The organism is Amycolatopsis orientalis, from assembly GCF_000943515.2.
In the GTDB taxonomy this organism is placed as follows: domain Bacteria; phylum Actinomycetota; class Actinomycetes; order Mycobacteriales; family Pseudonocardiaceae; genus Amycolatopsis; species Amycolatopsis orientalis.
Genome location: NZ_CP016174.1, coordinates 5,480,305 through 5,504,247 on the forward strand (window position 1 = coordinate 5,480,305; position 23,943 = coordinate 5,504,247).

Annotated in this window: 14 protein-coding genes; 6 read left to right on the forward strand and 8 right to left on the reverse strand. The window is 70.7% G+C overall.

Annotated features, from left to right (window positions below; all coding sequences use genetic code 11):
• Window positions 1–255 precede the first annotated feature (255 nt).
• Together SD37_RS23960 and SD37_RS23965 are read left to right on the forward strand one after the other, a co-directional pair.
• Window positions 256–1,200, forward strand: a complete 945-nt coding sequence (locus tag SD37_RS23960) for an ABC transporter ATP-binding protein (protein WP_044854802.1) — start codon at window positions 256–258, stop codon at window positions 1,198–1,200.
• Window positions 1,197–2,048 carry an ABC transporter permease gene (locus SD37_RS23965; protein WP_044854801.1) on the forward strand — a complete coding sequence of 284 codons (852 nt, stop codon included), beginning with the start codon at window positions 1,197–1,199 and terminating at the stop codon, window positions 2,046–2,048. The genes SD37_RS23960 and SD37_RS23965 overlap by 4 nt, the downstream gene beginning before the upstream one ends.
• 128 nt (window positions 2,049–2,176) lie before the next feature.
• Here the strand turns inward: SD37_RS23965 and SD37_RS23970 are convergent, their stop codons facing one another.
• From SD37_RS23970 to SD37_RS23990, 5 genes are read right to left on the reverse strand one after another with little or no spacing between them, the layout of a single operon-like run.
• Window positions 2,177–3,316, reverse strand: a complete 1,140-nt coding sequence (locus SD37_RS23970) for a glycosyltransferase (RefSeq protein WP_044854800.1) — start codon at window positions 3,314–3,316, stop codon at window positions 2,177–2,179.
• Window positions 3,313–4,098, reverse strand: a complete 786-nt coding sequence (locus SD37_RS23975; RefSeq protein WP_044855032.1) for an alpha/beta fold hydrolase — start codon at window positions 4,096–4,098, stop codon at window positions 3,313–3,315. The genes SD37_RS23970 and SD37_RS23975 overlap by 4 nt, the downstream gene beginning before the upstream one ends.
• Window positions 4,099–4,102: 4 nt before the next feature.
• Window positions 4,103–4,402 (reverse strand): acyl carrier protein, encoded by a 300-nt coding sequence (locus tag SD37_RS23980; RefSeq protein WP_044854799.1) that lies wholly within the window; start codon window positions 4,400–4,402, stop codon window positions 4,103–4,105.
• Between the two features lie 15 nt (window positions 4,403–4,417).
• Entirely contained in the window at window positions 4,418–8,473 is a 4,056-nt protein-coding gene (locus tag SD37_RS23985; RefSeq protein WP_044854798.1) for a beta-ketoacyl synthase N-terminal-like domain-containing protein, read from the reverse strand.
• 8 nt (window positions 8,474–8,481) lie between these two features.
• Window positions 8,482–14,817, reverse strand: a complete 6,336-nt coding sequence (locus tag SD37_RS23990) for a type I polyketide synthase (protein ID WP_044854797.1) — start codon at window positions 14,815–14,817, stop codon at window positions 8,482–8,484.
• 301 nt (window positions 14,818–15,118) lie between these two features.
• Between SD37_RS23990 and SD37_RS23995 the strand changes: the two genes are divergently transcribed.
• Both SD37_RS23995 and SD37_RS24000 read left to right on the forward strand, forming a co-directional pair.
• Window positions 15,119–15,919, forward strand: a complete 801-nt coding sequence (locus SD37_RS23995; RefSeq protein ID WP_044854796.1) for an SDR family oxidoreductase — start codon at window positions 15,119–15,121, stop codon at window positions 15,917–15,919.
• 2 nt (window positions 15,920–15,921) lie between these two features.
• On the forward strand, window positions 15,922–16,893 hold the full coding sequence (locus tag SD37_RS24000) for an aldo/keto reductase (protein ID WP_044854795.1): 972 nt from the start codon (window positions 15,922–15,924) through the stop codon (window positions 16,891–16,893).
• Between the two features lie 25 nt (window positions 16,894–16,918).
• On the opposite strand, the gene SD37_RS24005 is transcribed toward SD37_RS24000, so the two are convergent.
• Window positions 16,919–18,340, reverse strand: a complete 1,422-nt coding sequence (locus SD37_RS24005; RefSeq protein WP_052675074.1) for an FAD-dependent monooxygenase — start codon at window positions 18,338–18,340, stop codon at window positions 16,919–16,921.
• An 80-nt stretch (window positions 18,341–18,420) separates the two neighbouring features.
• On the opposite strand from SD37_RS24005, the gene SD37_RS24010 reads away from it, so the two are divergent.
• A complete protein-coding gene (locus tag SD37_RS24010) occupies window positions 18,421–19,086 on the forward strand; it encodes a TetR family transcriptional regulator (RefSeq protein WP_044854794.1) in 666 nt (221 codons plus the stop codon).
• Here the strand turns inward: SD37_RS24010 and SD37_RS24015 are convergent.
• Window positions 19,040–19,669 (reverse strand): TetR/AcrR family transcriptional regulator, encoded by a 630-nt coding sequence (locus tag SD37_RS24015; protein WP_145926715.1) that lies wholly within the window; start codon window positions 19,667–19,669, stop codon window positions 19,040–19,042. The two genes, SD37_RS24010 and SD37_RS24015, sit on opposite strands and share 47 nt — an antisense overlap.
• A 115-nt stretch (window positions 19,670–19,784) precedes the next feature.
• Here SD37_RS24015 and SD37_RS24020 point away from each other — a divergent pair, with 115 nt between their 5' ends.
• Entirely contained in the window at window positions 19,785–20,984 is a 1,200-nt protein-coding gene (locus SD37_RS24020; protein ID WP_044854793.1) for an oxygenase MpaB family protein, read from the forward strand.
• 375 nt (window positions 20,985–21,359) lie between these two features.
• Here the strand turns inward: SD37_RS24020 and SD37_RS24025 are convergent, their stop codons facing one another.
• Window positions 21,360–23,936 carry a glycoside hydrolase family 3 protein gene (locus SD37_RS24025; RefSeq protein WP_044854792.1) on the reverse strand — a complete coding sequence of 859 codons (2,577 nt, stop codon included), beginning with the start codon at window positions 23,934–23,936 and terminating at the stop codon, window positions 21,360–21,362.
• Window positions 23,937–23,943 lie beyond the last annotated feature (7 nt).

Here is a 23,943-nt window from a genome sequence, read left to right on the forward strand (position 1 = left end):
CAAGCAAGGGGTGGTGGCCCGAGGAAAACCGGGTCGGTTTTGTAAAGGGGGTAACTGTTTTGGGGTTGGTCTCGTGAGTGGTAATGACGGTTCTAACCGTCATTACCACTCACGAGACCGGTTGCAAGCACTTTTGTGACGCGCGTGCGAAGAAGGGTGCGCGGAATTGTGAGGGGCGTCCGGAGTCCGTTTTGTTCATTGCGGCGACGCCGAATTCCTCGGTAGTTTCGGCGGACAAGATCCCAGGGAGTGGCGATGGAGCAGGCTGCCATCGAGGTGACCGGCCTCGCCAAGCACTACGGTGAGGTGACGGCCCTCGCCGGTGTCAGTCTTCGGGTCGGCAGGGGCACCGTACTCGCGGTGCTCGGGCACAACGGCGCCGGGAAGACGACACTGATCGACATCCTCAGCACCCGCGTCCAACCGAGCGCCGGCAGCGCCAAGGTCTGCGGTTTCGACGTCGTCCGCGCCGGGCACCACGTCCGGCGGAGGATCGGGGTCACCGGCCAGTTCGCCGCCGTCGACGACGCGCTGTCCGGTCGCGGCAACCTCGAACTCGTGGCCCGGCTGCTGGGCGCGAACCGGCGCCAGGCCAAGGCCCGCGCGGCCGAACTGCTCGCCATGTTCGGCCTCGACGACGCGGCGGACCGCCCCGCGCGGACGTACTCCGGCGGGATGCGGCGGCGGCTCGACCTGGCCGCGGGACTCGTCGGCTCCCCCGACGTCCTCTTCCTGGACGAACCCACCACCGGCCTCGACCCGGTCAGCCGCGCGGGTCTCTGGGACGGTGTCGAACGGCTCGCCGCCAGGGGCACCACCGTCGTGCTCACCACGCAGTATCTCGAGGAGGCCGACCGGCTGGCCGATCACGTCATCGTGCTGGGACTGGGGCATGTCACGGTTTCCGGACGGCCGTCCGAACTGAAGGCGCGCCTCGGGGAACGGACCGCGACCCTGACCTTCGGCACCGACCTCGCCGCCCGCCGCGCGCTGGCCGCACTGCACAGACTCGGCATGCGCTGCACGACGTCGGCGGCCGGGCTGGTTCTCGGCGTCGCCCTGTCCGGGCCCGCCGACATCACCGTGCTGGTCCGCGCCCTCGACGCGGCGGGCGCGCCGATGAAGGACCTCACCGTCGCCGAGCCCACGCTCGACGACGTCTACCTTTCCCTGCACCGGAATCCGGCGGTCCCGTCATGACCGAGGCACGGCACCGCGCACCCGCACCGGTGGTACTGACCGATCCGGCCGCCTGGCCGCCGAGCACGTTCGCCACCCAGGTCCGCGTCCTCGCCGGACGCTCGCTGAAGACCGCGTTCGGCGACCGGCGGCTGGTGTTCTTCGGCCTGCTGCAACCGATCGTGCTGCTCCTGCTGTTCAGCCAGGTCTTCAACGGTGTCAGCACCCTGCCGGGCGTCGCGGCCTATCAGGGTTACGTGAACTTCCTCGTCCCCGCCACGCTGGTGAACATCGCGATGACCACGGCGATGAGTTCCGGTGCCGGACTGCTCGCGGAGATCTACAGTGGATTCACCGGACGTCTCCGCTGCCTGCCCATCAGCCTGTCGTCGGTACTGGTGGCCCGCACGATCTCCGACTCCGCCCGGCTCGCGGTGCAGTTGATCGTGACGGCGCTCGCGAGCGTGGTCCTACTCGGTTTCCGGCCGACCGGCGGTGTTTTCGGGGTCACCGCGGCACTTCTGCTCACCCTGCTCGTCGGCTGGTGCCTGAGCTGGATCTTCGTCGCGATCACGACCTGGCTGCGCAAAGCCGAGACGCTGCAGATGGCGTCCTTCGTGGTCATGTTCCCGCTGATGTTCTCCTCCAGCGCCTACATGCCGCTCGACACCATGCCCACCTGGCTGCGGGTGGTCTCGGCGATCAACCCGCTGACCTACGCGATCGACGCGACGAGGGCGCTCGCGCTGGGACGCCCGTCGGGCTGGTCGATCCCGGTGTCGCTCGGGATCGCGGCGGTGGCCGCGCTGGCCGGCGGATGGATCGCGGCGCGGACGTTCCGGTCGCCGCGGGAGACCGCGCCGAGGTGATGCGGCCTGGCTTTCCGTCCAGGGGGCTGAAGGGGCCCTTCACCGCATCGCATGCGGCGAAAGGCGCTTTCCCTGCATGAGATGCGGGGAAAGCGCCCTTCAGCTCCGCCGTGCGCCACCAGACCCACTCAACCGCGCTGAAGCAGCGACTCCAGGTGGTCCGCGGCGGCCCCCACTCCCCCGGCGGCCGCGAACGAGGCCCGCACCCGTGCGGCCGCCGCGGCGTAGGCGGGTTCGGTCAGCACGTCCGTGATGGTGCGGCGGATGTCCGGCGCCTTGACGCGGTCGAAGCGCAGCCGCAGTCCCGCACCGGCGGCCTCGACCTGCTGAGCCAGCATCGACTGGTCGTCCCGGATCGGCGCGATCACCAGCGGCAGGCCGCACGCGAGGGTTTCGCTGACGGTGTTGTGCCCGCCGTGGCAGATCACCGCCGCCGCCTGGCGGACCACTTCCGCCTGCGGGATCCGCTTGGCCAGCAGCACTTCGTCGCTGAGCAGTTCGCCGGTGGGATCGACGACCAGACCCTGGACCTCGGGCATCCCGGCGAGGGCGTCGACGCATTCGGACAGGAAGCGGCGGCCGAGGGCGGCGTTGGCGGTACCGAGGGTGGCGAGGACGAGCGGGCGGCCGTCGAGCCTGTCCCACGAGAAGCCTATGGGGGGCGCCGGGGCCAGCGCCGGGCCGACGAACCGGACCGCGCCCGGGCCGGTGATCGGCCCGGTCAGCGTGACGGTGGTGAACGCCAGCACCAGCTCCGGCGAAAACCGCAGGTCACCGCAGGATACGTGGTGCCGGGCGCGGAGATCGTCCTGCAGTCCGTCGACCCAGGCGGCGATCTTCGGCAGCGCGCCCAGTGGGTCGGCGAGTTCGGTGGACGTCGACGCGGAGGTCACCCACGGGACGGCCCGGCGGCTCGCCACCAGGGCGCCCGCGAAGGCCTGCTGATCGGCGAGGACGACGTCGGGCCGGAAGTCGGCCACCGCCTTCTCGACGCCGGGGACCATCGCGTCGGCGAGTGGGATGAGGTACCGCTCCCAGAGGAACTTCAGTGCCGCGAAGCCTCTCAGCCCCTCGGGACGGCGCTCGACGGCGAATTCCAGCGCGTCGCCCGCCGCGTGGACCCGGCCCGCCCTGGTCAGCTCCGAAGTCGTGGGTTCCGGGCCGCACCAGGCGACGTCGTGGCCGCGGCGCAGGAGTTCGGCGGCCACCGCGCGCAGCGGTGCCACATGCCCGGTGAGCGGCGGCACGACCAGGAGGAACCGGCTCATCCGCGCGGCCTCCCGTGCCGGGCGATCCAGTTCAGCAGCAGCTCCCGCACCTCCCGGTGCTGCTCGACGAGCACCGAATGCCCCTGGCCTTCGAACACGTGCAACTCGCCGCGGGGCAGCAACGACGTCAGCGCGGTGAGATCATCGGCCTGATAGCCATGACTGCCCAAAATGGACAGTACGGGACAGTCGATCGCCGCCACCTGGTCCATGGTCAGCAACGGGCCGAGCGGGACCTCCTCGGCCATCGTCGTCGACATGATCCGTTCGGCGGCCATCCTGGCGAGCCGCCGGTGATGGGCGCTGTAGTTGGCCTCGATCCAGTCGAAGCTCTCCTCGACCTTGAGGAAGCGCACTGTGTGTTCGAGGATCTGTGCCATCTTGTCCGCCCACAGCTCGGTCGCGGGTTCCGACTCGATGCACACGATGCTGCGCACTCGCTCCGGTTTCGCCACGGCGTAGCTGTAGGCCAGGGTGCCGCCGAAACTGTTGCCCACCAGATGAACCGGTCGGTCGAGGTCGAGCTGGGACAGCAGGTCGTCGAGGTCGGCGATGAAATCCGCGATCGTGTACCCGCGCTCGGGGCGTTCGGTCTTGCCGTGGCCGCGCAGGTCGTAGCTGACCACGTCCACCCCGGCGGCGGCGACCGGCGGGGCCAGCGTGAGGTAGAAGCTCGCCAGGCTGTCGGTGCCCATGCCGTGCAGGAACACCACGGTCTCCGTGCCTCCACCGGGGACGAGGTGCACGTTCGTGCGCAGACCGTTGACGGTCATCGTCGGCACCGCGTCAGCCCCGTTCGCCGAGGCGGGCGGCCACATAGTCCGCGATGTCGCCGACCCGCAGTCCGATCACGTCGTCGAGATCCTTCTCCGCCAGGAACTCCGCGAGGTTGACGTCCGCGCCGAAGTGCTCGGCGAGAATGCTCGCGAACGTCACCAGGTCGATGCTCTCCAGCTGGAGGTCCTCGTGGAAGGTGGTCTCCGGGGTGATCTCGATGCCGAGGACGTCGGCGTCCCCGACCAGTTCCGTCAGCAATTCGGCCACGGTGCCGAAGACGGAAACCGGGCTCTGCTGTTCGATCGTCATGCTCTGCTCCTGTTCTTACCCGCGGTTCCAGGCCACCACGTGCCCCGGTATCCCAGCGAACTCCACCCCGGTACCGATCTCCTCGCCCAGCCCGGCCAGGTCACCCTCGGCCCGGACCGCGATCCGGGGCGGTGGCGCCGTCGCTTCCCGGACGAGGGCGACCGCGAGGTCCCCGGTCTTCGCGAGGGCGACGGCGACGGCGAACTCCGGCAGCGTCCGGCCGTGCTGTCCGGTCACCCTGGTCCCGTCTGCGCTCACGCGGATCTCCGCCGGGTAAACCCCTTCGACGCCGTTCTCGGCGAGCCGGGCGCGGACCGCGTCCTTGATCGCGATCCGTTCCAGCAGCCAGCCACGCTGCCGCCGGGGCGCACAAGCGGCGTACTCGGCACGTTCCTCCGCGCCGAGATGGACGCCGGCGTAGATGTCGCGCGCGGCCGGGCTCGGCCACCGGTCGGTCACCACCGTCCAGGCACCGTGGTGGTCCTCGGAAAGCCGGTGCCGGTCGGGGAAGGCGTAGACCCGGTGGGCGGCCCGGTCGCACGGGAAACGGATGTCCCGCCACTGTTCGATCCGCGCCAGCACGGTGCCGTCGCGCACCAGTTCCGCGTCCATCTCCAGTACCTCCGGCCGCGGCAGCCGGACCCGGACCACGCACCGCAGCGTGGTACCCGGCGCCGGTTCGGGGCCGTACCAGGTGATCCGGCCCATCGACGTGGGGAACGCCAGCAGCGCGTCCGCCTTGGTGGCCATCAGCCAGCACCCCAGCAGCTGCCCGACGTTGTCCAGCAGCGCCCCGGGGGCCGACGGTACGACGAGATCGCCGCGGATATGCCGTTCCCCGAGCCCGATCAACCGGGAAAGCCCCTGGTACGACGGGCCGTGGAACATCTCCCGGCGCGAGTAGATCTCGGCGGCGCTCAGCGGGGGCGCGGTTTCCGGGCCCGGCAAGGGAGACGGCCGGGGTGCGGTGGGATATCGCGCGGCCAGCTGGACGTCCATACTGGCGTGCGGTCCGATTTGGACACTGATCCGGTCGCCCTCACGGGTCATCGAAAGAGGCACCTGCCGCGCGGGCGCGGCGATCAGCCAGCGTGAGAACGCCGCGTTGCTCACCCCGGTCGCGATCGTCCCCGGCCAGGCGCGTTCCGCCGCCCGGCAGGCCATGTCGACCAGCGTCGTCGCGGGGACGGTGGGGCGGAAGTCCGCCTCTTCCGGCCATCCGTCGCGCTGGCGGAAGAACCGGTGGTCGACCAGATACGGCATCGAATCGAGCGACACGTCCACAGTGGACTCAACGGTGGTCCGCTCTTCCCGCCGTTTCGCCGCGTCGATCACGCTCGCCGCGGCCTGCCTGGTCTCGGCGAGGAGCGCGGTGAACTCCGCGACGATCGCCTCCGGAACCCCCTCGGCCAGTTCGGGAACGTCGCCGGGGACGTCGAACATGCCCTTGACGTCGTCGGCGACCGAGAGCAGCGTCCCCGCGGTGTCGATCCGGGTCCGGCGCGGCTCCAGCATGTCGAACGCGGGCCGTCCGCCCTCCACCCAGACCGCGGTGGCGACCCGGAGCAGCTGCGCGAGACCCGGGCGGGTGCCCGACGACGCGGCGACGACCAGATGCGGCCGTTCGCCGAGAGTGTCCGACACGAACGAGCCGACCTGACCGGCGCCCGCCTGCACGAACACGCGGGCACCGTCGGCGTGGAGCGCGTCGACGAGTTCACGGAACCGGACCTTGCGCACCAGATGGGCCAGGTACAGCTCGCGGACCGCCACCGGATCCGCGGGATACGGCGCGGCGGTGGTCGCCGACCAGACCGGGATCCGCGGCGCCTTCAGGTCCAGTTCCGCCGCGAGGCGGGTGAACGGGCCGAGCCGGGAACGCATCAAGGGGGTGTGGAACCCGGACCGGAACGGCAGTGTCCTGGCGACGACGCCGTGCTGCGTGCACAGTTTGGCGAGCCGGGCCGCGGCCGCCGGATCACCGCAGACGATCGTCTGCCGCGGCGCGTTCTCGTGGGAGATCATCAGTTCCGGTTCGGCGGCGAGCAACGCGGCCGCCCGCTCCGCGGAACAGCCCAGTACCAGGAACTCGGCGTCGGGCAGGGTGAAACCGTGCGGCCAGTACCGGCTCAGCATGTCCTCTGTGGACTGTCCGGGGTACATCCCGGCGGCCTGCATCGCGGTCCACTCGCCGACGCTGTGCCCGGCGAGCAGGTCCGGCCTGATCGCGAGCCGCCGCAACGCGGTGTCGAGCAGCAGCCCGACCTGGGAGACGCTCGACGCGCGCGAGAGCACACTGGTCGTCGACCACTCCGGTCGCTCCAGGCCGAAATGCCGGGCGACGTCGGCGCAGCGCGGTTCCGCGTCCGCCTCCAGTCCCGGGTAGACGAACACGGTCTTGGCGCCGGGCTGCTCCAGCAACGGCGCCGTGGTGCACCAGATGTCGTTGGGCCCATGCCAGGACCTGCCCTCGGCCGCGACCTTCGCGAGCACCCTCCGCGCGACTTCCAGCCGCTTCCCGGTCGGCGCGACGATCCCGATGCGGCACGGGCCCCGCCCGCCGGATTCCGGCTCGGGGCGGTCGAGCAGTGCGCGCAGTTCGTCCGGCGTGGACGCCGCGAGCCTCACCACCCGCTCGGGTTCCGCGGTCACCTTGGCCCGGCGGGGCCGGGTGGGCGCCGGATCGGCCTCCTCCAGCACCACATGCGCGTTGACGCCGCCGAAGCCGAAGGCGTTGACCGCCGCCCGGCGTGGCACGTCACCGGCGAGCCACCGCTCCGCCGCGGTCAAGGTCCGGAACCGGGTCTTGTCCAGGAGCGGACTCGGATCCGCGCAGTTCAGCGTCGGCGGCAGGACGGCGTGGTGCAGGGCGAGCGCCGCCTTGATCAGCCCGGCGGCCCCGGCCGTCGGCATGGTGTGCCCGATCATCGCCTTGACCGCGCCGAGCGCGGCACGCGGTCCGTCCGGCGGGCCGAACACCTCGGCGAGGGTGGCCAATTCGGCCGCGTCCCCGGCGGGCGTCGCGGTCCCGTGCGCCTCCAGCAGGCCGAGTGCGCCGGGTGCGGTGGGGTCGAGGCCCGCCGACGCCCACGCCCGGCGCAGCGCCAGGGTCTGGCCTGCCACGGCCGGGCTGAGCAGGCTCGCGCCCTTGCCGTCGCTCGACGTCCCCGACCCGCGCAGGATCGCGTAGACCCGGTCGCCGTCGCGGCGCGCGTCGTAGAACCGTTTCAGCACCACGATCGCGGTGCCCTCACCGATCAGCAGGCCGTCCGCCTCCCGGGAGAACGGGCTGATCCGCTGGCTCGGCGAAAGGGCGCCGAGCTGGGTGAACATCGACCAGAGCGTGTCGTCGTGGCAGTGGTGCACCCCGCCGGCCAGCACGACGTCGCAGCGTCGCCGGGCGAGTTCGCCGATCGCCTGGTCCACGGCCAGCAGTGAGGACGCGCAGGCGGCGTCCACCGTGTACGCGGGGCCACCGAGGTCCAGCCGGTTGGCCACCCGCGACGCGGCGAGGTTCGGCACCAGCCCGATCGCGGTGTCCGGCCGGAACTCCCCCAGCGGCTCCAGCAACGCGTTCCGCAGCCGGTCGAGCAGCTCCGGCCGGGCCGACGGGAGCAGTTCGCGGACGGCGCCGGTGATCTGACGGACCGACCGGACCCGCTGGTCGAAGCGCTGCAGTCCGGGCGAGAGGTAGCCACCGCGCCCGAGGATGACGCCCACACGTTCGAGGTCGCCCAGCCGTCGCAAGCCACCGGCGTCGTCGACGGCGGAAGCGGCGACAGCCAGCGCGACCAGCTGGTCGGGTTCCATCCCGGCGAGCGAACTGGGCGCGATGCCGAGCGCCGTCGCGTCGAAGTCCAGGCTGTCGGCGACGAAGCCGCCACGCCGCCCGTAGGTGCGATCGGGGGTGCGGCCGTCCCCGTCATGGAAGCTCGGATCCCAGCGATGCGACGGGATCTCGGTGATCGCGTCGGTACCGGACACGATGTTCTGCCAGTACTCGTCCACAGTGGACGCGCCGGGGAGGAAGACCCCCATGCCGACGATCGCGACCGGTTCCTGGTTCGTCATGGCCTGGTTCACCACAGTGAAGCCGTGTACAGCACCGAGCGGACGTCGGACGGCCCGTAGGCCAGCTCACGCAGCAGGGCGGCGGTGCCTTCGTCCGGGTCGATCAGCGCGACCTCCCGGCGTTCGTACTCGCGCGCCAGCTCCGGCGACACCATGCCGGCGTGGTCGTCCGATGGGGCCCAGGGTCCCCAGTGGACGGTCAGGACCCGGCATCCGGTGCGCTCCGCCCACTGCTCGCCGAGGGTCTCCAGCGCGTCGTTCGCCGCCGCGTAGTCGGTCTGGCCCCGGTTGCCGAGCACGGCGGCGATGCTGCCGAAGAAGGTGACGAACCCGGGCCGCACCCCGAAATGCTCCAGCGCGTCGAGCAACGCCCGCGCACCGTCCACTTTGGTCCCGTAGACGGTACGGAAGGAGTGCTCGTCCTTGTCCGCCATGAGCTTGTCGTCGATCACCCCGGCCGCGTGGACGACGCCGTCGATCCGGCCGTAGCGGGTGTGCAGATCCTTGACCAGCTGCCGGACGGCGGTGCCGTCGCGGACGTCGAGCGACCGGTAGGCCGCGGTACCACCGGCGGCGCCGATCTGATCGAGGGTCCTCGCGATCTCGCGCTGGGCCAGCACGGTGCGGACCCGGCGTTCGATCCCGGCCAGCGAACCACCGCGCGCGGCCAGGGCCGAGCGCATCCCCTGCGCATCGGACGGCAGGTCCTCGTCGCCGGGTTCGGCGGGCCACGGCGTGCGCCCGGCCAGTTCGATCCGGCAGCCGCTCTCCGCCAGCGCGACCGCCGCCCGCGCGGTGATCCCGCGGGCACCGCCGATCAGCAGCAGCACCGAATCCGGCCCGAGCCCGAGCGCCTTGGTCTCGCCGCCGCCGGGGCCCGCACCCGCGTACGCGATCGACCCGAGGGAGGCCGCCGACGGCTCGAAGGCGGCGCGACCGGCGGTGTCGTACCGCACGGCGGCCGGCCCCTCGGCGATCACCTCTTCCAGCACTATCCGCGCGAGGTCCACTGTGGACTCCAGTTCGACCAGTCTGGTCGGCTCGGTGCGTTCCCTGGCCGCGGCGCGGACCAGGCCACGCAGCCCGGCGGTGTGCCCGGTTCCCGGGCCGGCCACCACGACCACCGTTCCCTTGGCGTCCTTGAGCAGTCCGAAGACCTGCGCCGCGACCGGTTCCTCGGCCTCGGACAACGGGTTCAGCACGAGCAGGATGTCCGCGTCGTCCAACGCTCCCGGCAGCGCGCCCGCCTCGGCGAACACCGCGCGGACCGACTCGGCCAGCTCCTCCTGGCCGGGTTCGAAGCTCACCGCGATCGTCTTGCCGCCCACCTTGGTGAGATCGGGGGTGCCGAGCGGGGCGGCGACCCGGCTGAGCAGGTACCGGCCGGGCGCGCGGCCGGCCGGGGACTCTTCGGGTGCCGGTGCCGCGGCGACCGGCGCCGCGGGCTCCAGCCATTTCCGAAGCCGCGCTGCCAGCGCGCTCGCCGTCCTGTCCCGGCTGAGCTGATCCTGGGCGTCGTCGTGCACCCGTCCGGAGAGGCCGAGCTTCGCCAGCAGCGAGCCCGCGATTTCGGTGCGTTTGATGGAGTCGATGGAAAGATCCGCTTCGAGGTCGAGATCGGCGTCGATCATCTCGGCCGGATAGCCGGTGCGTTCGCTGATCGCGCCGATCACGGTGGCAAGGACGTCCGTGACGGGGGCCTCGGCGACGGGCTCCGGGTCGGCGGCGGGCGCGGCCACGACCGGTGCTTCGACCGGCGGCAGCGATACCGGAGCGACCGGAGCCGACACCGGTGTCACGGGAAGCGGCGCGGTGCCGAGGTATCCCAGCATCACGTCCCGCTGCGCCGCCAGCATCTCGCGGCTGGTGCGAAGGAATTCGACGACGGCCTGGTCACGACCGGGCGCGGGCTGGTTCATGGTCGTCCTCGGGATTCGTCGGGCGGGCACGAGCCCATGGGCGGGGACCTCGCCGCCGGGGGCGCGGACGGTCTGGCCGTCCACGGTCCAGGCGGGTGCGGGAAGCGGGCCGACCCGGACGCGGCCGCGGAAGAGCCGTTCGGTGCGCACGTCGACGCCGGTGAGCGCCAGCCGCGCGAGTGCGGTGAGGAACCCCCGCAGACCGGGTCCGCCGGGGTCGCAAGCGATCACGGTATGCGGCCGGTCGCCGAGGATCTCCTTGGCCAGCCGGGAAAGCACCTGCCCCGGACCCGCCTCGACGAACGTGCGCGCGCCCGCGGCGTACATGTCCTCGATCAGCTCGACGAACCGCACCGGCGAGCCGATCTGCGCGGCCAGACCGGCACGCACCTCCCCGGGCTCGTACGGCCGTGCGGTGCGGTTCGACCACACCGGCGGGCCGGGGTCGCCGATCTCGGCGTTGTCGAGGTCGACGGCGAACACGTCGCTCGCCCCGGCCACCAGCGGACTGTGGAAGGCACACGCCACCGGGATCCGCTTGGCGGCGATCCCCCGTTCCCGCAGCTCCCGGACGGCGTCTTCGACGGCCGCGGTCGGTCCGGAAAGGACGGTCTGCTCGGGCGCGTTGTGGTTGGCCAGTACGACGTCGGATCGATCGAGGACGGCGGCGAGCTCTTCACGGGAGGTCTTCACCGCGGCCATCGCCCCGGGGTCGGCACCCGCGACTTCGGCGATCGAGCGGGCCCTGGCCTGGCTGAGCGCCACCAGGGTCGGGGTGTCGAAGGCGCCCGCGACCGACAACGCGGTCAGTTCACCGTAGCTGTGCCCGGCCAGCAGATCCGGCCGGACACCGAGGTCGGCGAGCAGGCGGCAGACGGCCGATTCGACGAGCCCGAGCGCGGGCTGGGCGACACGCGTGTCCTTGAGCGCCTCGTCCTGTGCCGCACGGGCCTCCTCCCCGAAGGCACGCGGGGGGAACGTCTTCGCGGCGATCTCCGGCGCGAGCCGCAGGACGTCGGCCAGCTCCGGGAAGTGCACGAACAGCTCCGCCAGCATGCCGGTCCGCTGGCTGCCCTGTCCGGGGAACAGGAACGCGACCGCACCCGGTTCCGTGTGCTCCGCGGTGAGCCCGCCGCGGTTCTCGGCGGCCTCACGCAGCTCCGCGAGGTCATTCGCGACGACCGCGAGCCGCACCGGCCCGGAGCCGCCCCGCTCGGCGGCGAGCGCGGCGATCTCCCGCAGCGGACGGCCTTCGTGCGCCGACAGCAGATCGCGCAGCACCGCCCTGGCACCGTCCACATCGGATCCTCGGACCAGGAAGAGCTCGGCGTCCCAATCCCGCGGTCCGTGGCGCCGGTCGGGTGCGACACCCGGGGCCGCCAGCACCGCGTGGAAATTGGTCCCGCCGAACCCGAACGCGCTCACCCCGGCGAAACCTCGGCCGCGCGGAACCGGCGACGGCCGGGCGCCGGTGGAGAAGGTGAAGGGACTGCGCTCGGCGTCCCAGGCGGGGTTCGGCCTGCTCAGATGCAGCGTGGGCGGCACGATCTCGTGCCACAGCGCCAGCGCCGCCTTCATCAGTCCCGCCAGTCCCGCGGCGCATTTCGTGTGCCCGATCTGGCTTTTCACCGAACCCAGCGTGCAACCGCCCGGTTCGGCGCCCGCGTCGAGGAAGAACTCGGTGAGCGTGGTCAGTTCGGTGGCGTCGCCGACGACCGTGCCGGTGCCGTGCGCCTCCACCAGCGAGACGTCCGCCGGTGAGACGCCCGCGTCGCGGTAGGCCCGTTCGAGCGCGCGCCGCTGCCCCTCCGGCCGGGGCGCGGTGAGGCCGAGCGCCTTGCCGTCGCTCGCCGCGCCGACCCCCTTGACCACGGCGTAGACCCGGTCGCCGTCGCGTTCGGCGTCGGCCCGCCGCTTGAGCACGAGGCACGCGACGCCCTCGCCGAGCGCGATCCCGTCCGCCGCCGCGTCGAACGGACGGCACCGCCCCGTGGGCGACAGCGCGCCGGCGGAGGTGAACATGAGGTAGTCGTTGATGCCGTTGTGCAGATCGACCGCGCCGCACAGGACCATCCCGCTGGTACCCGCCCGCAGTTCCTTCACCGCGAGGTCCAGCGCCGCCAGCGACGATCCGCACGCGGCGTCCACGGTGTAGTTGGCGCCGCCGAGGTCGAGCCGGTTGGCGATCCGGCCGGAGATGACGTTGGCGAGAGTGCCGGGGAAGGAGTCTTCGGTCAGTTCCGGCAGCTGCGCGAGCAGTTCTTCCGGGACGTCTTCGAGGTAGCTGGGCAGCAAGGCGCGCAGGACACCGGCGTTCGCCAGATCTCCTCCCGCTTCCGCGCCGAAGATGACGCTGGTGCGCTCGCGGTCGAAGCCGCCGTCGCCGTAGCCCGCGTCTTCGAGGGCCCGCCGCGCCGTCTGCAGCGACACGAGCTGGGCCGGGTCGATGCTGCCCATCGACTTGGGCGGGATGCCGTACGCGAGCGGGTCGAAGTCCACCGCGGGCAGGAAGCCGCCCCATTTCGACGTCGACTCGCCGGCGTAGACCGCCTTGTCCCAGCGCTGATCCGGCACCTCGGTGACGGCGTCCGCGCCGTGCAGGACGTTGAACCAGAAGGCCGGGAGGTCAGGCGCTCCGGGGAAGACACACGCCATGCCGACGATGGCGATGTCACCGTCCACAACGGACTCGTCGACGGGTGTGCGGGCGGCGAGCAGTTCCGCGGCACCGTCGGTGACTTCCCGGTGCAGGGCGGCGATATCGGTGCGCTGTTCCCGCAGGACCGTGACCTGGCCCGCCATGTACATGCCTTCGGCCAGCTGACCGAGGGTGTCGACCTCGACCAGGGCGTCGCCCTCCCGCCGGATCCCCTTGCTGGCGATCCGGAGCCGTCCGGTGTTCAGCTCCTCCAGCCGTTGCCAGGCCTCCTGCGGTGGGACGCCGTCCGCGCGGAGCCCGGCCTTGAGCGCGGCGAACTCGTCGGTGTACGGGCTGGGCAGGCACCGGGTGAGATGGCCGGGCGCGGTTTCCAGGGTGACCGTGGACCCGGCGCCGAGCACGCGGTCCTGGAAGACCCCGGTGATGGCGCCGTGCGTGACGGCCTCCTCGGTGAACAGGTACGCGGTGCCCATCAGGACACCGGTTCCGCCGCCTTTCAGCGGCTCCGCCATCGCGGAGACCATCGCGGCGGACCGGGCGTCGTGGATCCCGCCCGCGAACAGCACCTCGACGTCGTCGGCGCCGTGTTCGCGCAGGACGTCCAACTGCTGTTCCCAGAGCACGAAACTCGACCGCGGGCCGATATGCCCGCCGCATTCGGCGCCTTCGAAGACGAACCGGCGGACCCCGGCGTCGAGGAACTGCCGCAGGAGGATCGGCGACGGTACATGCAGGAACGTCGCGATCCCGTCGGCTTCCAGTGCCTTGGCCTGCGCGGGCTTCCCGCCCGCGATCAGCACGCAGCGCGGGCGGGCGGCGCGCACCGCGGCGAGCTGTTCGGCGCGCAGGGCCTCCGGGACGAAGCCGAGGATGCCCGCGCCCCAGGGCCGGTCGCCGAGCGCTTCGGCGGTGCGGCCGAGCAGTTCGGTGGTCTTGGCGCCGTTCGCGGTGGCCACCGCGACGAACGGGAAGCCGTCGTGCGCGGCGACCGCGGCGGCGAAGCCGGGCTGATCACTCACCCGCGTCATCGGCCCCTGCACCACCGGGAGGCCGGTCCCCAGGGTTCGGCACAGGCGCGCGCCCTGGTCCGCGGGGTGCGCCGACGGGGGCACGGCGAGGGACCGCACGATCGACCGGACAGCGCTTTCCGCGTCCGCGAAGCGATTCTTGAACAGGTTCGCGAGTCCGTCGTCGGCCCTGGCCAGTTCGACCCCGGCCGCGGCCGGCACATCGGCCTCCGGGAACAGGCCGAGCCCGTCGAGCACCACCCCGGCGGCGCCTCCGGCGATCGCGGCCACCGCGGTCCGCGGTCCGATGCCCCCGTACGCCCACACGGGGACGCCGTCGCCGAACCGCTCCAGCAACCGTTGCAGGAGGACGAAAGTGGTGAGGTCCGAGCCGCCCGCTTCGGCGCCCTTGGCCACCAGACCGGAGGCGCCGGCGCCGAGCATCCGGACGGCCTGCTCGACGCCGGTCACCTCGGCCAGTACGGGAGTCTCGACCCTGCCCTGGCAGACCGCCCCTTCGGACAGCAGGACGAGCCCCGCGCCACTCTCCCGCACCTCTTCCGGCCGCACCTGGCCGCCCGCCGGGATCCGGATCCCGAAGGGGAACCCTCTGTCCACTGTGGACCCGATGGACCCGGCGGAACCGATGTCCAGGACACCGAGCCCGCCACCCCTGGCGACGGCGGCCGCCAGCCCGGGGTCCGGCCGTCCGAGCGGGTTGACGCCGAGTACCCGCGTGCGCGCCGTCGCATGCTTCACCGGCGGACCTCCTGTTCGGCTGGGCTGGTCGAACCTCGCCGGGTTCGGTGATCCTCAGCGGGATTCCCAAGAAATAACCTACTTGCCGCAGAGAGCGCAATACTCCAGTCCGAAAACTCGGAAAACAAGGGAACGCGTGCTAAAGTCCGGCGCCGGAAACAAATATGTCGACACGTTCAGAACAGGCCCCTGACCTGCACTTTTATCACCTTCATTCCAGATTTCGACAGGGCGTCGCTCACCGGCGTAACAAAACAGAAGAATTGTCATCGAAAGTAGTATCGATAACCATGGAGCGCATGTGGAAGTGACAGGACGAGTCGTCGTGCTGACCGGCGCGGCACACGGTATCGGCGCCGCCATGGCCCGCCGGTTCGCCGCCGAGGGCGCCGCCGGAGTGGTGGTCTCCGACCTCGATCTCGATGCGGCGGAGGAGGTCGTCGCCGGGATCACGGCCTCGGGTGGTGCCGCGATCGCGCGCCACGCCGACGCTTCGTCCAAAGAGGACTTGAAGATGCTGGTGACCGAAGCGCGTACGGCGTTCGGCCCGGTGGACCTGTTCTGCTCCAACGCCGGCGCCGCGTTCGGGACGGGTGTGCACGCCGCCGACGAGCAGTGGACCCGGTCGTGGGCGATCAACGTCATGCAGCATGTGCACGCCGCCCAGGTCGCGCTCCCCGCGATGCTGAGCCGGGGCCACGGCTATCTCCTGATCACGGCTTCGGGAGCGGGTCTGCTCGGCACACCCGGCGACGCGCCGTACTCGGTGACCAAGCACGCGGCCGTCGGGCTCGCCGAATGGCTGGCCATCACCTACCGGCCGCGCGGCGTGCGGGTCAGCGCGCTGTGCCCGCTCGGGGTGCGCACCGCGTTGCTGGAGCCGGGGATCGCGGCCGGGCACCCCGCCGCGCTCGCGATCGCCGCCGCGGCGCCGTTGCTGGAGCCGGAAGACGTGGCGGAGTCCGTCGTGCACGGGCTGGCGTCGGAGGAGTTCCTGATCCTGCCGCACGAATCGGTGCGGGAGACCTACGCGCGCAAGGCGGCGGGGCTCGACGAATGGATCGACCGCACCATCCTCGAAACCGGCGCGCGGAAGAGGTGAGCATGGAATACCGCAGGCTCGGCGCGAGCGGGCTGTCCGTCAGCGAACTCTCCTACGGCAACTGGCTCACGCATCGCGACGGCGCGGAGTGCGTCCAGGCCGCGCTCGACGCGGGCATCACGACGTTCCACACCGCCGCTGCCTGGGACGGCGGCGACGCCGAAGAGAACCTCGCGGCCGCCCTGACCTCCGCGCGCCGCGACGATCTCGTGCTGTGCACCGGGGTGTTCTGGCCGGAAGGGCCGGGGGTCAACGACGCCGGTCTCAGCCGCAAGCACCTGACGACGTCGCTGCACGGTTCGCTCCGGCGCCTGCGCACCGACTACGTCGACGTCTACCAACTACTTCGGTTCGACTACCGCACCCCGCTGGAGGAGACCTTCCTCGCGCTGTCGGATCTGGTGCGGCAGGGGAAGGTCCTCTACGCGGGCACCGCGGAATGGACGGCCGAACAGTTGCTGGAGGCCAAGCCGATCGCCGACCGGCTCGGTGTCCCGCTCATCGCCAACCAGCCGCACTACTCCATGCTCTGGCGGGTCGCCGAGGCACAGGTGATGCCGGTGTGCGAACGCGCGGGCATCGGTCAGTTCGCCTCGGTGTCCCTCGCCCAGGGGGTGCTGACCGGCAAATACCGGGGCGGTGAGATCCCCCCGGACTCGCGCGCCGCGAAGGCGGTCGAGGCCCGGCCGCTGCTCCTGCCGGATCTCCTCGACCGCGTCGGCATGCTGCGCGGCGTCGCCGACGAGGCCGGGCTGACCATGGCCCAGCTGGCACTCGCGTGGACGCTCCAGCACAACACCGTCGCCTCGGTGGTGACCGGGGCGAGCAGCGCCGCGCAGGTGACCGAGAACGCGAAGGCGTCCGGGGTGGCGCTGGACCTCGACGTGCTGACCCAGATCGATCAGCTGCTGGGCAGCTTCGTCCAGACGGACCCGCGGCTGACCTGGTCTCCCGCCCTGTCTCGTGAGTGGTGATGACGGTTAGAACCGTCATCACCACTCACGAGACCCCGAGCTCCGCGAGAGCTTCGGTCAGCCCGGCGGTGTCGCCGTCCGAGGTGGCCCACGCGACGTACCCGTCCGGCCTCGCCAGGAAGTCCGGGCCGGTGCGCGTCTCGACGATTTGGATCCGGTCGTGCCCGTTCGCCGTCTTCCTGATCACCTCGGAGCCGGTCACCAGCAACGAGTGACCGTCCTCGGACACCAGCGGTACCGGGGCGAACCGGCCGACCAGCGGATGCTCGGCGTCCGGCGCGTAGTCGATTTCGGTCCCGTTCCCCATCGCGATGAAATGCCGCTTGGCCGCCGGGAGCTCCAGCGTCTCCGCCAGCACCTCCCGGAGCGCCGCGACCTGCGGACCGGGACGCATCAGCGCGACCTGGGCACGCGTGTTGCGCAGCACGCGTGCCCCGACCGGGTGCCGCTCGGTGGTGTAAGTGTCCAATAAGGACTCCGGTGCCGCGCCCCGCACCACCAGGCCCAGTTTCCAGCCGAGGTTCATCGCGTCCTGGAGGCCGAGGTTCAGTCCCTGCCCGCCGACCGGCGAGTGCACGTGGGCGGCGTCGCCGGCCAGGAGCACGCGTCCCTGCCGGTAGGTGGCGGCCTGCCGCGTGTTGTCGCTGAAGCGGATTCCGCCGTCCAGCCTGGCGACTCGCACGTCGACCCCGCTGACGCGGCTGATGCTCGCCCGCATCTCCTCCAGCGTCAGTGGCGCGTCCCGGTCCCCCGGTCCGCCGTCGAACTCCATGGTGGCGATCTCACCCGGGATCAGGGACAGGTTCAGCATCCCGCCCGGACCGTGCATGGACGACTTCACCGCGCCGGGGTCGGCGAGTTCGGCCCGGGCGATCCGGCCGGTCATCGTCGCGTCCGTACCGGGGAACGCGATCCCGGACCGTTTCCGCACGACGCTGCGGCCGCCGTCGCAGCCCACCAGGTAGGCGGCCCGCTCGGACCGGCCGTCGGCGAGCACGGCGCGGACCGACGACTCCTCTTGTACGACGTCGACGACCTCGCTGCCCTGGCGGACCCGGACGCCGAGCCCCGTCACCCACTCGGCGAGGATCCCTTCCAGCACATGCTGTTTGAGGATGAATCCACCGGCCGCACCCGGCGGGACCTCGTCCTCGACCAGCGGCAGGCCGGCGAAGTGCCCCCTGGCACGGTTGCCTTTCATCTGGCGCGAGATCCCCTGGGCGACTTGGAACATCTCGGCCTGCGCCGCCGCGAACGCCTCGGTCAGTCCTCGCAGCCGCAGCGATTGCGAGGTGCGGCCGTTGAGTCCGCGCACTCCGTAACTCCGGTTCCGGCGGAGGGAACCGTCGGCCGCTTCCAGGACGAGCGGATCGGCCCCGGCCAGGCGGAGTTCGCCCGCCAGCAGCAGGCCGACCGGTCCCCCGCCCACGATGATCACGTCGTTCACGACACCCCCGTATTTACAGTGTAAATGTACGCTGTAAATATGATAGATACACCGTAAACCTGTCAAGCGGAGGACGTGAGATGACGCGGAGAGAGCCGTTGAACCGGGAGAAGGTTCTGGACGCGGCGCTCGCACTGGCCGCCGAGGAGGGCCTCAAGGGACTCTCGATGCGCAAGCTCGCCAAGACGCTCGGCGTCGAGGCGATGGCCCTGTACAACCACGTCCAGAACAAGACCGACATCCTCGACGGCATCGCGGAGCGCGTTTACAGCCGCATCGAGCGCGCGGATCCGGCGTCGCCCTGGCCGGAGCGGGTGCGGGTCACCGTGCTCAACATCTATCGCGTACTCGCCGAGCATCCGGTGGTGCCGATGGCCTTGGCCACCGACGAGGCCAATCCCAACTCGTTGCAGGCCTTGCTGCCGATCGACGATCTCGTCGGCGCGCTCTACGAAGCCGGCTTCGAGGGCGACGGGATCCGCGAGACGCTGGGCGCGCTGAACAGCCTCGTCTTCGGCTCGTTGCTGCTCACGACCGTCGGCTTCACGACGGTACGCCGCGGTGAAGCCGAACAGGAGCAGATGGACCCCTACCTCCGGCGGGTCGACCCGGCCGTCCTCCCCCACTTCAGCCGCGCGCTGCCCTCGTTGGCGGCGGCCGATCCCGAGCGGGACTTCGCCAGGGCGCTGGATCTACTGATCAGCGGTCTGGTCGCGGCCGCAGCATCGGGACGAGGAACCGCCTAGCCACCTCGCGGACCTGCTCGTCGTCGTCGAGATCGACGACCTGACTCGGCGTGATCAGGAACGAGGAGCAGACCCGGGTCATCAGTTCGGCGACGAGTTCGACGTCGACGTCCGCCGAGACGTTGCCCGCGTGCTGCTCGCGGCGGAGCTGGCCCGCGACGAACCGCCGCACCGTCGCCAGCGTGTTCCCGCCGTCGCTGACCATCGACGGGACGAGCACGTCGGGCTCGACCGTCATGAGGCCGCCGATCAACGGGTTGTGCCGGATCGCCCGCAACGCGCTGGCGAACCCGAGCACGACCCGGTCCGCGGCGGTTTCGGCGTGCTGGATGTCGAGCAGGAACTGGTCGAAATAGCGCCGGAACTCGCGGCGGACGACCTGTTCGACCAAGGCGTCCTTGGTGGCGAACCGGCGGTAGGCGGTGATCCGGGAGACGCCGGCGCGGCGGGCGACGTCCTCCATCGTGGACCGGCGGATCCCCATCCGGCAGAACTGCTCGTAGGCGGCGTCGAGTAGCCGAAGCGCGATCTCGTCGCCTTCCTCGGCGCGTTCGAGCGCGTCGGCGAGGGCGCGCTCCAGCAACGAATCCGGGTCTGGCGTCTTCGCGATGATTGTGCTCTCCTTGAGATACGCGGTTGCACTACTTGTATCACAGTACCAACCCGCAGGTCCGGGACTCAAGGAGGAGTACTGGCGCATGACCGAACTCAATCGACGCAAGATGCTGATCGTCAGTGGCGGAGCGACCCTCTTGGGGGCCATGGGGATGGCCCGGCCCGCCTGGGCGTGGAGTCCGAGCGGTTCGGTGGCCGGGACGGGGGCGGGCACCGATCCGAAGTGGGTGTGGGACGCCGAGGCCGATCCGGTGGTCGCCGCGGTCCTCGACCGGGGACAGGTCGCGGCGGTCAACGAGGCGCTGCGGACCTGGACCAGGAACGACCAGCCGACGCCGTCCGGGCTACCGCCGGATCTGCGGGAGTTCGTCGAGCACGCGCGGCGGCTGCCGTCGTGGGCCGATCAGTCCAAATTGGACCAGGCGGCCGACTTCATGAAGGTCAGCGGGCGGTTCGTCAACCTGCTGAACGGGCTCGGCGGCGGGATGCTGAGCACCGCCATCCCGAACGAGGCCAGGGCGGTCTACTACTCCAAGGGCGGCGCGGACATGAAGGACCGCGTCGCGAAGACGGCCAAACTCGGCTACGACGTCGGTTCGCTCAACGCCTACCGGCCCGACGGCCAGATGATCGTCTCGGCGGTGAAGACCCGGCTGGTGCACGCCGCCGTCCGGCATCTGCTGCCGCAGTCTCCCCACTGGCAGCAGGGTATCCCGATCAGCCAGAACGACATGCTGGTCACCTGGCACACCCTGCCGACCTACACCATGCGCAAGCTGACCGACTGGCGAGTCCGTGTCTCCGCCGCGCATTCCGCCGCCTACCTGCACAGCTGGCAGGTGACCGGCCATATGCTCGGGATCAGCGACGAGTACCTGCCCGCGACGTGGAACGCGGCCTACGCGCAGTCCACGCAGGTATTGGATCCGGCGATGGGACCGACGCGCGAAGGCGTCGAACTCACCGACATCCTCCTCGACATGCTCGCCGAGCAGACCAGCCCGGGCGGCACCGACCGGCCGATGGTCAACGCGCTGGCGCGGTACATCGTCGGCGACCGGGTCTCCGAGTGGAACGGCATCCCGCGGGAGCCGGTCTGGGATCCGCTGATCGGCACCGCGTTCCCGGCGCTGGTGGCGTTCCACGAGAAGCTCATCCCGCTGCCGCTGGTGCCCCCGGTCGCCTGGGTGCTGGACGAGGCGATCCGGCAGTACATCCGGCTGTGGCTCTCGGGGGGCAGGCCGGTGAACATCGAGATCCCCGACATGAACCGCCCTTCCTGAGCCCCTCCCGACCTCGGGAGTGGCCGCGTTCAGTCGACTAACGGCCCTCCCGACCTCGTGAGTGGCGCAATGAAAGGTCCTTTCCTCGCAAATTTTGCAAGGAAAGGACCTTTCATTGCGCCGGTTCGTCCTGGGATACCGAGGGAGCGGGGGGCGTGGCTGAAGGGGCCTTTCCCCTCATCTCACGCGGCGAAGGGCGCTTTCCCTGCATGCGATGCGGGTAACGGCCCCTTCAGCCTCGAGCCCCCACCACGGATCAAAAGGCTCAGTGCCTGGCTTCGCAAGTAGTCGACTACTTGCGAAGTCAGGCCTGGTCGTGAGTGGTAAGTGTCGTTCTAACGACACTTACCACTCACGAGACCGAAGTGGGACTGGTCAGCTCAAACTTGAGCAGGGCCGGGCGTCGGGATCTTGTGCCCCCTTCGGCACCCACCGCACGTTCGCGAACGAAGCGGAGAACTGCCCGTCCGTGTACACCAGGAACGGCGTGTTGACGTTCTCCAGATCCAGCCCGTTGGCGAAGCACGACACCGGGATCTTCACCGTCGACTTCGGCGCGCCCGCCAGGTCGGTGAACAGCTTGGTGGCATTCACCTCGGAGAAGCACGGGTAGACGCAGTGCATGCTGATCACCGTCCGGTTGGCGGGCGCCTGATGCACGATGGTGTCGAACTCCAGCGCCGCGTCGGCGTTGAGGTAACCGCGCAGATCGTTGGTGCCCGCCGGGTTCTGGAAGTAGAGCTGCGCCGGCCCGGTGCCGGTCCAGGTCGACTTGAGCCCGTCCTGCTGGACGTTCACATCGGACTGGACGACGGAGATCTCGGCGTGCGAAGCGACGCCGTCCGGGCCGATCTCGGTGCCGCCCCAGTTCTGCGCGGAGCCGATGAAACCCTTGTACGGCGCGACATCCGTCCGGTTGAACAGTTCGAGATCCTCGGTCGCGGTCCCGCCGCCACCGGTCGAGCCGCACGACACCGGCCCGGTCGTCTCGTCCAGCTGCCCGACCGTGACACCCTGCCCGGTCTTCAGGCCGTAGCCGAGTTTGAACAGCGGGTCGTACTCGGCCGCGCCCGCGTTCAGCGGCGTCTGGCAGGCGCTCTTCGGCCATGAGTACGGCAGGGTGCCCTTGAAGCCGCCCTTGACGAGCACGTCGGCGACGCCGCCGCCTTCGGTGCCGGGGAGCCAGGCCGCCACGAACGCGTCCGAGCGGTTGATCTCCTTGTTCATGTACAGCGGCCGGCCGCCCACGTAGACCGTGACGACGGGAGTGCCCTTCCCGTGGACCTTGTCCAGTACGGCCAGGTCCTCGGGGTAGAGCTTCGAGGCTTCGAGCGTCTTGCGGGTCAGGTCGCCGACGCCTTCCGCGTACGGGGTCTCACCGATGACGGCGATGACGGCGTCGTAGCCCTTCGGGTCGGTGTCGCCCTTCTCGTCGAAGGTGACGTTGACATCGCCGAGCTGCTGCTTGAGCCCGGCGAGGATCGACGTGGCGTTCGGGAAGTCGGCGTTGGTGTTGCCGGTCCCCTGCCAGCTCAGCGTCCAGCCGCCGGTCTGGTTCTGGACGCTGTCCGCGCTCTTGCCGACCACCAGCACCTTCGACTTCGGTTTCAGCGGCAGCACCTCGCCGTTGTTCTTCAACAGCGTCTGCGACGAGCGGACCGCGTCGCGCGCGAGCCACTTCTCCGTCAGCGCTTCGTCGGAGTTCGCGTAGGAACGATCCGACGGCTTCTGCGCTTCGTACAGCCCGGCGCGCAGCTTGACGCGCAGGATGCGGGTCACCGCGTCGTCGATCCGCGAGACCGGGATCTGCCCGCCGTTCACCTGCGCGACGGTGTTGGTGATGAACGCCTTCCAGTCGTTCGGCACCATCACGATGTCGATGCCCGCGTTGATCGCCTGCGGGCACGAGGAGTTGGTGCAGCCGGGCACCTGTCCGATGCCGTTCCAGTCGGACACGACGAGGCCGTCGAAGCCCATCTTGCCCTTGAGGATCTGGTTCAGCGCCTTGTCACTGCCGTGCAGCTTGCCCTCGGTGATCCCGAGGTCGGCGTTGGTCCAGCTGTTGAACGACACCATCACGGTCTGGGAACCCGCCGCGAGCGCGCCGTAGTAGCCCTGGCCGTGCACGTTGATCATCTCGGCCTCGGAGGCCGGGTTGACGCCTTGGTCCTGTCCCTTGAGGGTGCCGCCGTCACCGATGAAGTGCTTGGCCGTGCCGATCACGCCGTTGTAGCCGATGCGCTTGGTCGAACCGTCCTGCAGGCCGTTGATCGCCTCGTAGCCGTAGGCCCGGGTGATCCGCGGATCCTCGGAGAACCCTTCGTAGGTGCGGCCCCAGCGGTCGTCCCGCACGACCGCCAGCGTCGGCGCGAACGCCCAGTCCTGGCCGGTGGCGCGGATCTGCCGGGCCGTCGCCGCGGAGATGTCGCGCACCAGGCACGGGTCGTGCGCCGCGCCGAGGCCGATGTTGTGCGGGAAGACGGTGGCGCCGTAGACGTTGTTGTTGCCGTGCACGGCGTCGATGCCCCAGATCACCGGTGTCCGCGTCCGGCTGCTCTTGGCGGCGTCCCAGTAGGCGTCGGCGAGCTTCAGCCAATCCTGCTGCGAGGCGTGCTTGTCCTGGTTCGGCCACGAGCCGCCGCCGTTGAGGACCGAGCCGATGGAGTACTGGCGGACCTCGTCCGGGGTGATGGCCGCGATCTCGGGCTGCGTCATCTGCCCGACCTTCTCCTCGAGGGTCATTCCCTTGAGGAGCTGGGCGATCCGCTGCTCGTCGCCGGCCTTGCCCTTGAACCGGCTCTCGACCTTCGGCCAGTCGGCGAGCGCCGGGAGGCTCTTCTCGATCCGGGCGCAGCCGTCCCGGTCGAGGGCGGGCTTCCCGATCACGGGCTGCTCGGCCGCGCCCACCGACGGCGCGGCCGCGACGGCGCCACCGAGGAGGGCGAGGCTCATCAGGGCG